This window comes from Pseudomonas sp. LBUM1651, from assembly GCF_059716135.1.
Genome location: NZ_CP166805.1, coordinates 941,487 through 953,275 on the forward strand (window position 1 = coordinate 941,487; position 11,789 = coordinate 953,275).

Genomic DNA, 11,789 nt, shown 5'->3' on the forward strand with positions numbered 1-11,789 from the left:
TTTGAATGATCTCTACCTTGCGACGTGGCCTGTTGGTAGTACTCGCGGCCCTGCCGTTGATGGCTAACGCCGTGGCGGCGCCTTCCGCGCACGAACTGGTCCAGGACACCACGACCCGGTTGCTGGCGGATCTGTCAGCCAACAAAGAGAAGTACAAGCAGGATCCGCAGGACTTTTATACGGCGCTGAACACCATCGTCGGCCCTGTGGTGGATGCCGAGGGCATCTCCAAGAGCATCATGACGGTCAAATATTCGCGCAAGGCCACGCCTGCGCAAATGAAGACCTTTGAAGAAAACTTCAAAAAGGGCCTGTTCCAGTTCTATGGCAATGCCCTGCTCGAGTACAACAATCAGGGCATTGTCGTCGACCCTGCCAAGGATGAGTCGGGAGACCGCACCAGCGTTGGCATGACGGTCAAGGGCAGCAACGGCGCGATCTATCCTGTGTCCTACACGCTCGAAAAGATCAATGGCGAGTGGAAGCTACGCAACGTGATCATCAATGGCATCAACATCGGCAAGCTGTTCCGCGATCAGTTCGCTGATGCGATGCAGCGCAATGGCAACGACCTGGACAAGACCATCAATGGTTGGGCCGGTGAAGTCGCCAAAGCCAAGGAAGCCAGCGAGAAGCAAACCCCCGAGAAGCAAGCCCAATGAGTGTATCGGCCATTCGCATGAATGAATCCGGCGAGCTGATGCTTAGCGGGATGCTGGACTACCGCACCGGCCCGGGCCTGCGCAAGCAGGGCCAGGCGCTGATCAAGGCCAGCAAGGCCGCCGCCTTGGTGGTGGATTGTTCGGCGGTGTTGAAGTCCAGCAGTGTCGGCTTGTCGCTGCTGCTGTGTTTCATGCGTGATGCGGAGGAGGCCGGCAAGCCGCTGAGCATCCGTGCAATGCCCGAAGACATGCGCGAAATTGCTCAGGTCAGCGAATTGACCGAGCTGTTGGCGCATCCCTAACCGCATCGATAATAAAGCCCCCCGTCAGAGTCCTGCTTCGCGGGGTTCGCAGGCGCGGGGCTTTTTTGTATGATGTCCGACCCGCGCGCACAGGGCGCCGATTGAGGTTGAGCATGCAGGCCGTAGAAGTGAAGAGCTTCCTTGAAGGAAAGCTGCCCGGAACGCACGTAGAAGTTGAGGGCGAAGGCTGCAATTTCCAGCTGAACGTGATTAGCGATGAACTGGCGGCGTTGAGCCCGGTGAAGCGTCAGCAGCAGGTCTATGCCCATTTGAACCCATGGATCACCGATGGCAGCATCCATGCGGTCACTATGAAATTTTTCAGCAGCGCGGCCTGGGCCGAGCGCACCTGAGCCCAAGGGCGTCGAGATTCTTATGGATAAATTGATTATTACCGGTGGCGCTCGTCTTGATGGCGAGATCCGCATTTCCGGGGCAAAGAACTCTGCCCTGCCGATCCTGGCTGCAACCTTGCTGTGCGATGGCCCGGTTACCGTTGCCAACCTGCCGCACCTGCATGACATCACCACCATGATCGAACTGTTCGGTCGCATGGGCATCGAGCCGGTGATCGACGAGAAACTCAGCGTCGAAATCGACCCGCGCACCATCAAGACCCTGATCGCACCGTACGAACTGGTGAAAACCATGCGTGCGTCGATCCTGGTACTGGGCCCGATGGTTGCCCGTTTCGGTGAAGCCGAAGTCGCACTGCCTGGCGGTTGCGCCATCGGTTCGCGTCCGGTGGACCTGCACATCCGTGGTCTTGAAGCCATGGGCGCGGTCATCGACGTCGAAGGCGGCTACATCAAGGCCAAGGCCCCTGAAGGCGGCCTGCGCGGTGCGCACTTCTTCTTCGACACCGTCAGCGTGACCGGTACCGAAAACATCATGATGGCCGCCGCTCTGGCCAAGGGCCGCAGCGTTCTGGCCAACGCCGCACGCGAGCCTGAAGTCGTCGACCTGGCGAACTTCCTGATCGCCATGGGTGCCAAGATCACTGGCGCCGGCACCGACACCATCACCATCGATGGCGTCGAGCGTCTGCACACCACCACTTACAAAGTGATGCCTGACCGTATCGAAACCGGCACCTACCTGGTGGCTGCCGCCGTGACCGGCGGTCGCGTGAAGGTCAAGGATACGGATCCGACCATCCTCGAAGCCGTCCTGGAAAAACTCCGTGAGTCGGGTGCCGAAATCACCTGCGGCGAAGACTGGATCGAGCTGAACATGCACGGCAAGCGGCCAAAAGCCGTCAACGTGCGGACCGCTCCGTACCCGGCGTTCCCGACCGACATGCAGGCGCAGTTCATCTCGCTCAACGCCATTGCCGAAGGCACCGGTGCGGTGATCGAGACGATCTTCGAAAACCGCTTCATGCACGTCTACGAGCTGCACCGCATGGGCGCCAAGATCCAGGTCGAAGGCAACACCGCCATCGTCACCGGCACCGAGAAGCTGAAAGGCGCGCCAGTCATGGCCACCGACCTGCGTGCTTCGGCCAGCCTGGTGATCTCGGCGCTGATCGCCGAAGGCGACACCCTGATCGACCGCATCTACCACATCGACCGTGGTTACGAGTGCATCGAAGAGAAACTGCAGATGCTTGGCGCCAAGATCCGTCGCGTACCGGGCTAGTTTTTTGCTGCATGGGCATAAGGATGTGCCCACATGTGGTGTAACAGCGTAGCGAGCGAATGCAAGACAAGGCGAAAACTGGCGAGAAACGGCTGGGGTCGCACCCGACTTGACTTTAGTCAATGAGCATTTCGAGCCAGTTTTCAACGCAGGATTGCAGAGCGCAGTAGCTGTTACGCCACATGGATGAATTCGTTTCAAGTCGAGGGTGCTTCGCCCTCGATGTGTGTCCGGCGCCAATTGTGACCGGGCACGTACCTTGATAAGGACTGACGTTTCCCATGTTGACCATCGCACTGTCCAAGGGCCGCATCCTTGACGACACCCTGCCGCTTCTGGCTGAAGCGGGCATCGTGCCGACCGAGAATCCGGACAAGAGCCGCAAGCTGATCATCCCCACGACCCAGGCCGATGTACGCCTGCTGATCGTGCGCGCCACCGACGTGCCGACTTACGTCGAGCATGGTGCCGCTGACCTGGGCGTCGCCGGTAAAGATGTGCTGATGGAATACGGTGGCCAGGGCTTGTACGAGCCTTTGGACCTGCGAATTGCCCTCTGCAAGCTGATGACCGCTGGCCGTGTCGGCGATGTCGAGCCCAAGGGCCGTCTGCGCGTGGCAACCAAGTTCGTCAACGTTGCCAAGCGCTATTACGCCGAACAGGGTCGCCAGGTCGACATCATCAAGCTCTACGGCTCGATGGAACTGGCGCCGCTGATCGGTCTGGCGGACAAGATCATCGACGTGGTCGACACCGGCAATACGCTGCGCGCCAATGGCCTGGAACCTCAGGATTTCATTGCCGACATCAGCTCCCGGCTGATCGTCAACAAAGCTTCGATGAAAATGCAGCACGCCCGTATCCAGGCGTTGATCGACACCCTGCGCAAGGCAGTGGAGTCTCGACACCGCGGCTGACTCACCCGCGCGGCCATAAACCGCGCCCGTCTATCCGCCTCATAGCCAGAATTCTCAGGTGCCCAAGCGGAAACGACTGCTAAGTTAGGGCGCCTGAGTTTTTTGCCAATTCTATGAGGCTCTCGCTATGACCGCACTGACTGCAATTCGCCGACTCAACGCTGCTGACCCGGATTTCGCACATCATCTGGATCATCTGCTGAGCTGGGAAAGTGTGTCTGACGACTCGGTCAATCAGCGGGTGCTGGACATCATCAAAGCCGTGCGCGAACGCGGCGATGCGGCGCTGGTGGAATTCACCCGGCAGTTCGATGGTCTGGACGTCGCCTCGATGGCCGACCTGATCCTGCCGCGCGAACGCCTGGAACTGGCTCTGACCCGAATCACCGTGCCTCAGCGCGAAGCGTTGGAAATAGCCGCGGCCCGTGTGCGCAGCTACCACGAGAAGCAAAAGCAGGATTCCTGGAGCTACACCGAAGCCGATGGCACCGTGCTGGGCCAGAAGGTCACGCCACTGGATCGCGCCGGTCTGTACGTGCCGGGCGGCAAGGCGTCTTACCCGTCCTCCGTCCTGATGAACGCTATTCCGGCCAAGGTTGCCGGCGTGACCGAAGTGGTCATGGTAGTGCCGACCCCGCGTGGTGAAATCAACGAGCTGGTGCTGGCCGCCGCCTGCATCGCCGGCGTTGACCGCGTCTTCACCATCGGTGGTGCACAAGCCGTTGCCGCGCTGGCTTACGGCACCGAAAGCGTGCCGAAGGTCGACAAGGTGGTCGGTCCGGGCAACATCTATGTCGCCACCGCCAAGCGCCACGTATTTGGCCAGGTCGGCATCGACATGATCGCCGGTCCGTCGGAAATCCTTGTGGTGTGCGACGGCAAGACGGATCCGGACTGGATCGCCATGGACCTGTTTTCCCAGGCCGAACACGACGAAGACGCCCAGGCGATTCTGGTCAGCCCGGACGCCGAATTCCTCGACCAGGTCGCTGCCAGCATCGCCAAATTGCTGCCAACCATGGAGCGTGCCGAAATCATCGAAACCTCGATCAATGGCCGTGGTGCGCTGATCAAGGTGCGCGACATGGAACAGGCGATCGAAGTGGCCAACCGCATTGCGCCGGAGCACCTGGAGTTGTCGGTCGCTGACCCGCAAGCCTGGTTGCCGCAGATCCGTCACGCGGGCGCGATCTTCATGGGCCGTCACACCTCCGAAGCCCTGGGCGACTATTGCGCCGGTCCGAACCACGTGCTGCCGACCTCAGGCACCGCGCGCTTCTCATCGCCGCTGGGCGTGTACGACTTCCAGAAACGCTCGTCGATCATCTTCTGCTCCGAGCAGGGTGCGTCCGATTTGGGCAAGACCGCTTCCGTGCTGGCCCGTGGCGAGTCGCTGACCGCCCACGCCCGCAGCGCCGAATACCGTATCGTTGACGAGCAAAAGGGAAACTGAACATGAGTAAATTCTGGAGCCCGTTCGTCAAGAATCTGGTGCCTTACGTGCCGGGCGAGCAGCCGAAACTGGCAAAACTGGTGAAGCTCAACACCAACGAAAACCCGTACGGCCCATCGCCAAAAGCCCTGGCGGCGATGCAGACCGAGCTGAACGACAACCTGCGTCTGTACCCGGACCCGAACAGTGATTTGCTCAAGAACGCAGTCGCCAGGTATTACGGCGTGCAGAGCAATCAGGTGTTTCTCGGCAACGGTTCCGATGAAGTCCTGGCACACATCTTTCACGGTTTGCTACAGCACGATAAACCGCTGTTGTTCCCCGACATCAGCTACAGCTTCTACCCGGTTTACTGCGGGTTGTATGGCATCACGTTCGACGCGGTGCCGCTGGACGAGCAGTTCCAGATCAACCCGGCGGACTACGCCAAACCAAACGGCGGGATCATTTTCCCTAACCCGAACGCGCCGACCGGTTGCCTGCTGGCGCTGGACGCAGTTGAGCAGATCCTCAAGGCCAGCCCGGATTCGGTGGTCGTGGTGGACGAGGCTTACATCGACTTCGGTGGCGAAACGGCGATCAGTCTGGTGGACCGTTATCCGAATTTGCTGGTGACTCAGACCTTGTCCAAGTCCCGTTCACTGGCCGGCCTGCGGGTAGGCCTGGCGGTCGGACATCCGGATTTGATCGAAGCGCTGGAGCGGATCAAGAATAGCTTCAACTCGTACCCGCTGGATCGCATGGCGAATGTCGGCGCGGCGGCTGCGTTCGAGGACCGTGAGTACTTCGACAAGACGTGTCGTCTGGTGATCGAAAACCGTGAATGGGTGATCTCGCAGTTGCAGGGCAAGGGTTTTGAAGTGCTGCCGTCGGCGGCGAACTTCATTTTCGCCCGTCATCCGCAGCACGATGCGGCGGGGCTGGCAGCGAAGTTGCGCGAGCAGGGTGTGATCGTCCGGCACTTCAAGCAGGAGCGGATTGCCCAGTTCCTGCGGATTTCCATTGGCACGCCGGAGCAGAATCAGGCGCTGATCGACGGCCTGGGCGATCTCTAAGCCAACACTGACCCTGTAGGAGCAAGGCTTGCCCGCGAAGAACGATGACACGGTGCATCAAGTACACCGCGTTATCGTTCTTCGCGGGCAAGTCGGATCGCCGCCCGCTCGCTCCTACAGTGTTTTTGTGTTGCTGCTTACTCTTCTTCTTTCTCTTTCATCGGAGCAGGCGGCGGACGCAAACCGATTTCCGCGGTCAGCTTCAGCTCCTTGCCGTTACGCATCACCAGAATCGTGACTTTGTCGGTCGGCTTGATGCGTGCGACCTGATTCATCGAGCGACGACCATCGCCCGCCGGTTCGCCGTCGATAGTGAGGATCACGTCACCCAACTGCAGACCCGCCTTCTGCGCCGGGCCGTCACGGAAAATCCCCGCGACCACGATACCCGGGCGCCCCGACAGACCAAACGACTCCGCCAGTTCCTGCGACAACGGCTGCACTTCGATACCCAGCCAGCCGCGAATCACCTGGCCGTGTTCGATGATCGACTTCATCACTTCCATGGCCAGTTTCACCGGGATCGCGAAACCGATGCCTTGCGAGCCGCCGGACTTGGAGAAGATCGCGGTGTTGATGCCGGTCAGGTTGCCGTTGGCGTCCACCAGTGCACCGCCGGAGTTGCCGGGGTTGATCGCGGCGTCGGTCTGGATGAAGTCTTCGTAGTTGTTCAGGCCCAGCTGGTTACGGCCGGTGGCGCTGATGATGCCCATGGTCACGGTCTGGCCGACGCCGAACGGGTTGCCGATGGCCAGGGCCACGTCGCCGATGCGGATGTTGTCGGAGCGGCCGACGGTGATCGACGGCAGGTTTTTCAGATCGATCTTCAGGACCGCGAGGTCGGTTTCCGGGTCGCTGCCGATGACGCGGGCCAGGGTTTCACGGCCGTCCTTCAACGCGACCACAATCTGGTCGGCGCCGCTGGTCACGTGGTTGTTGGTCAGCAGATAACCTTCCGGGCTCATGATCACGCCGGAGCCAAGGCTCGATTCCATGCGCTTCTGCTTGGGCGCATTGTCGCCGAAGAAGCGGCGGAACTGCGGGTCTTCGAACAGCGGATGGTTCGGCTTGTTGATGACTTTGGTGGTGTACAGGTTCACCACCGACGGCGCGGCGGTGGTGACCGCGTCGGCATACGACACCGGCCCCTGCTGCATCGTGGTGGTTTGCGGGGCTTGCTGCAGGTTGACGTCGAGGCTCGGAAGCCCGACCCACTGCGGGTAACGCTGGATGATCAATAAAGCGATAAGCACGCCGGCCAACAGCGGCCAGCCGGAAAAACGCAGCGCTTTGAGCATTAAGCACGTCCTGAGAGGTTGCAGGCGGTATGAGACCGCCCATAATGTCGCGCATTATACGAGGCCGCGCGCGCCTCTGAACGGGATATTTAGGAGTCTTTTATGGCCGTCGCCCTGAGCACCCTGGTCGAAGAAGCCGACCGTTATCTGAACAGTGCAAAGATTGCCGATTATTGCCCCAACGGGTTACAGGTTGAGGGGCGGCCGCAGGTGATGCGCATCGTCAGTGGCGTCACCGCCAGTCAGGCGTTGCTGGACGCGGCGGTCGAAGCCCAGGCCGATCTGGTGCTGGTGCATCACGGTTATTTCTGGAAGGGCGAGAACCCGTGCATCACCGGCATGAAGCAGCGTAGGTTGAAAACCCTGCTCAAGCACGACATCAGCCTATTGTCCTACCATCTGCCGCTGGATCTGCATCCGGAAGTCGGCAACAACGTGCAGCTCGCACGTCAGCTGGACATCACCGTCGAAGGCCCGCTCGATCCGGATAACCTTAAAATTGTCGGTCTGGTGGGCTCTCTGAACGAACCGGTGACACCGCGTGATTTCGCACGCCGCGTGCAGGAAGTCATGGGCCGCGAGCCGTTGCTGATCGAAGGCAGCGAGATGATCCGCCGGGTCGGCTGGTGCACCGGTGGCGGCCAGGGTTACATCGATCAGGCCGTACTCGCCGGGGTCGACCTGTACCTGAGCGGTGAAGCGTCCGAACAGACTTTCCACAGCGCCCGGGAAAACGACATCAGCTTCATCGCCGCCGGCCACCACGCGACCGAGCGCTATGGTGTTCAGGCGTTGGGCGATTACCTGGCGCGACGTTTTGCGCTGGAGCACATCTTCATCGATTGCCCTAACCCGATCTGAAACGCGCCCTATAACTGTAGGAGCGAGCCTGCTCGCGAAAAACCCGAGAACACCGCGGGGTGCCAGTTTTCCCGTGTCATCGTTGACGACCATCGCGAGCAGGCTCGCTCCCACATGGGTATATTCATATACCCTTTCGATCTAGCCCGCGTCCTGATTAGAAGAGGTCGCTGTGCTAGGATTCCCCGCTCGAACACGGCCCGCTGGCCGTCCATAAGATCGTTTTCGTGAGTAGCCATGGTCGACAAACTGACGCATCTGAAACAGCTGGAGGCCGAAAGCATCCACATCATCCGCGAGGTCGCCGCCGAGTTCGATAACCCGGTGATGCTGTACTCCGTCGGTAAAGATTCCGCCGTGATGCTGCACCTTGCGCGCAAGGCATTCTTCCCGGGCAAACTGCCGTTCCCGGTGATGCACGTCGACACCCGGTGGAAGTTCAAGGAAATGTACGCGTTCCGCGACCGCATGGTCGAAGAGCTCGGCCTTGACCTGCTGGTGCACGTGAACCCCGATGGCGTTGCGCAGGGCATCAACCCGCTGACCCACGGCAGTGCCAAGCACACCGACATCATGAAAACCGAAGGCCTCAAGCAGGCCCTCGACAAGTACGGCTTCGACGCCGCTTTCGGTGGTGCTCGCCGCGACGAAGAGAAATCCCGTGCCAAAGAGCGCGTGTACTCCTTCCGCGACACCAAGCACCGCTGGGACCCGAAAAACCAGCGTCCAGAGCTGTGGAACGTCTACAACGGCAACGTCAACAAGGGCGAATCGATCCGTGTTTTCCCGTTGTCGAACTGGACCGAACTGGACATCTGGCAGTACATCTACCTCGAAGGCATCCCGATTGTGCCGCTGTATTTCGCCGCCGAGCGCGACGTCATCGAGATGAATGGCACCTGGATCATGATCGACGACGAACGCCTGCTCAATCACCTGAGCGACGAAGACAAGGCGCGCATCGTCAAGAAGAAAGTCCGTTTCCGCACACTGGGTGACTACCCGTTGACCGGTGCGGTCGAGTCCGAGGCCACCAGCCTGACCGACATCATTCAGGAAATGCTCCTGACGCGAACTTCCGAACGCCAGGGCCGGGTCATCGATCACGATGGCGCAGGCTCGATGGAAGAAAAGAAACGGCAGGGGTACTTTTAAGCTTCGAGTTACAAGCGGCAAGCTGCAAGTTAAGGGCGGTATGCGTAACGTTGTGGTTTGGTGCTTGTGGCCGGTTGCTGCGAGCCGTGATTGGGTTGCTCGTTATGGATTTCGAGAGACTGGTTGTTTGGCAGCGTAGCAAGTGTTTGGCGGTGGGTATTTACAGAGAGTTTGCGCGTTGCAGGGATTTTGGTTTCAAGGATCAAATCACCCGCTCCGCACTTTCGATGCCTTCGAATATCGCTGAAGGCATGGAGCGGCGCAGCGCCAAGGAAAAAGTACGTTTTCTTTGGATCGCCAAGGCTTCCTGTGGGGAATTACGCACCCAACTCCTCATTGCCCGTGAAATTGCTTACATCGCCGATCCACTGGCTGAAAATTGGATTACAGAAACTCGCGAGCTTTCAAGAATGCTCTGCGGCTTGATCAACAAAATTTCTGACTAGCTGTACGCCGACAAGCTTGCCGCTTGAAGCTTACAGCTCGGAGCTTAAACCCAATGAGCCACCAATCCGATTTGATCAGCGAGGACATCCTCGCCTACCTGGGCCAGCACGAACGCAAGGAAATGCTGCGCTTTCTGACCTGTGGCAACGTCGACGACGGCAAGAGCACCCTGATCGGGCGCCTGCTGCACGACTCCAAGATGATCTACGAAGATCACCTGGAAGCCATCACCCGCGACTCGAAAAAAGTCGGCACCACCGGCGAAGACATCGACCTGGCCTTGCTGGTCGACGGCCTGCAGGCCGAGCGTGAGCAGGGCATCACCATCGATGTCGCTTACCGCTACTTCTCCACCGCCAAGCGCAAATTCATCATCGCCGACACCCCTGGCCATGAGCAGTACACCCGCAACATGGCCACCGGTGCATCCACCTGTGACCTGGCGATCATCCTGGTCGATGCCCGTTACGGCGTGCAGACCCAGACCCGTCGCCACAGCTTCATCGCTTCGTTGCTCGGCATCAAACACATCGTGCTCGCCATCAACAAGATGGACCTCAACGGCTTCGACGAAACTGTGTTCGAGTCGATCAAGGCCGATTACCTGAAGTTCGCCGAAGGCATCGCGTTCAAGCCGACCACCATGGCCTTCGTGCCGATGTCGGCGCTGAAGGGCGACAACGTGGTGAACAAGTCCGAGCGCTCGCCGTGGTACACCGGCCAGTCGCTGATGGAAATTCTCGAAACCGTCGAGATCGCCAGCGACCGCAACTACACCGACCTGCGTTTCCCGGTGCAGTACGTCAACCGTCCGAACCTGAACTTCCGTGGTTTCGCCGGCACCCTGGCCAGCGGCGTCGTGCACAAGGGCGATGAAGTCGTTGTGCTGCCGTCGGGCAAGAGCAGCCGCGTGAAATCCATCGTCACCTTCGAAGGTGAACTGGAGCATGCCGGTCCGGGTCAGGCTGTGACGCTGACCATGGAAGACGAGATCGACATCTCTCGCGGCGACTTGCTGGTGCACGCCGACAACCAGCCGCAAGTGACGGACGCTTTCGACGCCATGCTGGTGTGGATGGCCGAAGAGCCGATGCTGCCGGGCAAGAAATACGACATCAAACGCGCCACCAGTTACGTGCCGGGTTCGATCACCAGCATCGTCAACCGCGTTGACGTGAACACCCTGGAAGAAGGTCCGGCCAGTGCACTGCAACTGAACGAGATCGGCCGGGTCAAGGTCAGCCTCGACGCCGCGATCGCGCTGGACGGTTACGCGAGCAACCGCACCACCGGTTCGTTCATCGTCATCGACCGTTTGACCAACGGCACCGTTGCCGCCGGCATGATCATCGCTCAACCGTTGGCGCATGGCAGCAGCACGCACCACGGCAAACTGGCGCACGTTGCCACCGAAGAACGCGCTCAGCGCTTCGGCCAGCAACCGGCCACCGTGTTGTTCAGCGGCTTGTCGGGCGCGGGCAAAAGCACCCTGGCTTATGCGGTTGAACGCAAGCTGTTCGACATGGGCCGTGCGGTGTTCGTGCTTGATGGCCAGAACCTGCGTCATGACCTGAACAAAGGTCTGCCACAGGATCGCGCCGGGCGTACCGAGAACTGGCGTCGTGCGGCACACGTTGCGCGCCAGTTCAACGAGGCCGGTTTGCTGACGCTGGCCGCCTTTGTTGCGCCAAGTGCCGAAGGTCGTGAACAGGCCAGGGATTTGATCGGCAAGGAGCGTCTGCTGACGGTCTACGTCCAGGCCTCGCCGACGGTCTGTGCCGAGCGTGATCCGCAAGGTCTGTACGCGGCGGCCGGGGATAACATCCCGGGCGACTCCTTCCCGTACGACGTGCCGCTGGACGCTGATCTGGTGATCGACACCCAGTCGCTGTCCCTGGAAGAAAGCGTCAAGCAAGTGCTGGATCTGCTGCGTCAGCGCGGCGCGATCTAAGCGTTAGCCGTTAATAAAAACCCGCCGATGAGTGATCATCGGCGGGT

General features: G+C 60.0%; 12 protein-coding genes. 11 read left to right on the plus strand and 1 reads right to left on the minus strand.

Annotation, left to right across the window (positions count from 1 at the left end):
• Positions 1 to 5 precede the first annotated feature (5 nt).
• The 7 genes from ACA066_RS04270 (at position 6) to hisC (ending at position 6,030) form a co-directional block, all read left to right on the plus strand.
• Complete coding sequence (locus ACA066_RS04270) at positions 6 to 662, plus strand: MlaC/ttg2D family ABC transporter substrate-binding protein (protein WP_497698246.1); 657 nt, start codon at positions 6 to 8, stop codon at positions 660 to 662.
• A complete protein-coding gene (locus tag ACA066_RS04275) occupies positions 659 to 964 on the plus strand; it encodes an STAS domain-containing protein (protein ID WP_497401869.1) in 306 nt (101 codons plus the stop codon). Before ACA066_RS04270 ends, ACA066_RS04275 begins: the two co-directional genes overlap by 4 nt.
• Before the next feature lie 113 nt (positions 965 to 1,077).
• Positions 1,078 to 1,317 carry a BolA family protein gene (locus tag ACA066_RS04280; RefSeq protein WP_497698247.1) on the plus strand — a complete coding sequence of 80 codons (240 nt, stop codon included), beginning with the start codon at positions 1,078 to 1,080 and terminating at the stop codon, positions 1,315 to 1,317.
• A 22-nt stretch (positions 1,318 to 1,339) separates the two neighbouring features.
• Positions 1,340 to 2,605 carry a UDP-N-acetylglucosamine 1-carboxyvinyltransferase gene (gene murA / locus ACA066_RS04285; RefSeq protein ID WP_017336551.1) on the plus strand — a complete coding sequence of 422 codons (1,266 nt, stop codon included), beginning with the start codon at positions 1,340 to 1,342 and terminating at the stop codon, positions 2,603 to 2,605.
• Positions 2,606 to 2,886: 281 nt separating this feature from the next.
• Positions 2,887 to 3,522, plus strand: coding sequence for an ATP phosphoribosyltransferase (hisG, locus tag ACA066_RS04290; protein ID WP_007901570.1), 636 nt, complete (start codon positions 2,887 to 2,889; stop codon positions 3,520 to 3,522).
• Between the two features lie 127 nt (positions 3,523 to 3,649).
• Complete coding sequence (hisD, locus tag ACA066_RS04295) at positions 3,650 to 4,975, plus strand: histidinol dehydrogenase (protein ID WP_497698248.1); 1,326 nt, start codon at positions 3,650 to 3,652, stop codon at positions 4,973 to 4,975.
• A gap of 2 nt (positions 4,976 to 4,977) precedes the next feature.
• A complete protein-coding gene (hisC, locus tag ACA066_RS04300) occupies positions 4,978 to 6,030 on the plus strand; it encodes a histidinol-phosphate transaminase (protein WP_497698249.1) in 1,053 nt (350 codons plus the stop codon).
• Between the two features lie 137 nt (positions 6,031 to 6,167).
• On the opposite strand, the gene algW is transcribed toward hisC, so the two are convergent.
• The gene (gene algW / locus ACA066_RS04305) at positions 6,168 to 7,328 is read right to left on the minus strand and encodes a Do family serine endopeptidase AlgW (RefSeq protein WP_497698250.1); all 1,161 of its coding nucleotides are present in this window, start codon (positions 7,326 to 7,328) and stop codon (positions 6,168 to 6,170) included.
• A 102-nt stretch (positions 7,329 to 7,430) separates the two neighbouring features.
• Here algW and ACA066_RS04310 point away from each other — a divergent pair, with 102 nt between their 5' ends.
• The 4 genes from ACA066_RS04310 (at position 7,431) to cysN (ending at position 11,742) form a co-directional block, all read left to right on the plus strand.
• A complete protein-coding gene (locus ACA066_RS04310; protein WP_008037366.1) occupies positions 7,431 to 8,189 on the plus strand; it encodes a Nif3-like dinuclear metal center hexameric protein in 759 nt (252 codons plus the stop codon).
• A gap of 237 nt (positions 8,190 to 8,426) precedes the next feature.
• Positions 8,427 to 9,344, plus strand: a complete 918-nt coding sequence (gene cysD / locus ACA066_RS04315) for a sulfate adenylyltransferase subunit CysD (RefSeq protein ID WP_010463281.1) — start codon at positions 8,427 to 8,429, stop codon at positions 9,342 to 9,344.
• Between the two features lie 104 nt (positions 9,345 to 9,448).
• Positions 9,449 to 9,790, plus strand: a complete 342-nt coding sequence (locus tag ACA066_RS04320) for a four helix bundle protein (RefSeq protein WP_463259415.1) — start codon at positions 9,449 to 9,451, stop codon at positions 9,788 to 9,790.
• 53 nt (positions 9,791 to 9,843) lie between these two features.
• Entirely contained in the window at positions 9,844 to 11,742 is a 1,899-nt protein-coding gene (cysN, locus tag ACA066_RS04325) for a sulfate adenylyltransferase subunit CysN (RefSeq protein ID WP_497698251.1), read from the plus strand.
• The last annotated feature ends 47 nt before the right edge of the window (positions 11,743 to 11,789 follow it).

What these genes read in the sequence shown, in the direction of transcription:
- ACA066_RS04270 (WP_497698246.1), top strand. Translation starts at nt 6, where the DNA reads ATGATCTCTACCTTGCGACGTGGCCTGTTGGTAGTACTCGCGGCCCTG.
- ACA066_RS04275 (WP_497401869.1), top strand. Translation starts at nt 659, where the DNA reads ATGAGTGTATCGGCCATTCGCATGAATGAATCCGGCGAGCTGATGCTT.
- ACA066_RS04280 (WP_497698247.1), top strand. Translation starts at nt 1,078, where the DNA reads ATGCAGGCCGTAGAAGTGAAGAGCTTCCTTGAAGGAAAGCTGCCCGGA.
- murA (WP_017336551.1), top strand. Translation starts at nt 1,340, where the DNA reads ATGGATAAATTGATTATTACCGGTGGCGCTCGTCTTGATGGCGAGATC.
- hisG (WP_007901570.1), top strand. Translation starts at nt 2,887, where the DNA reads ATGTTGACCATCGCACTGTCCAAGGGCCGCATCCTTGACGACACCCTG.
- hisD (WP_497698248.1), top strand. Translation starts at nt 3,650, where the DNA reads ATGACCGCACTGACTGCAATTCGCCGACTCAACGCTGCTGACCCGGAT.
- hisC (WP_497698249.1), top strand. Translation starts at nt 4,978, where the DNA reads ATGAGTAAATTCTGGAGCCCGTTCGTCAAGAATCTGGTGCCTTACGTG.
- algW (WP_497698250.1), bottom strand. Translation starts at nt 7,328, where the DNA reads ATGCTCAAAGCGCTGCGTTTTTCCGGCTGGCCGCTGTTGGCCGGCGTG.
- ACA066_RS04310 (WP_008037366.1), top strand. Translation starts at nt 7,431, where the DNA reads ATGGCCGTCGCCCTGAGCACCCTGGTCGAAGAAGCCGACCGTTATCTG.
- cysD (WP_010463281.1), top strand. Translation starts at nt 8,427, where the DNA reads ATGGTCGACAAACTGACGCATCTGAAACAGCTGGAGGCCGAAAGCATC.
- ACA066_RS04320 (WP_463259415.1), top strand. Translation starts at nt 9,449, where the DNA reads ATGGATTTCGAGAGACTGGTTGTTTGGCAGCGTAGCAAGTGTTTGGCG.
- cysN (WP_497698251.1), top strand. Translation starts at nt 9,844, where the DNA reads ATGAGCCACCAATCCGATTTGATCAGCGAGGACATCCTCGCCTACCTG.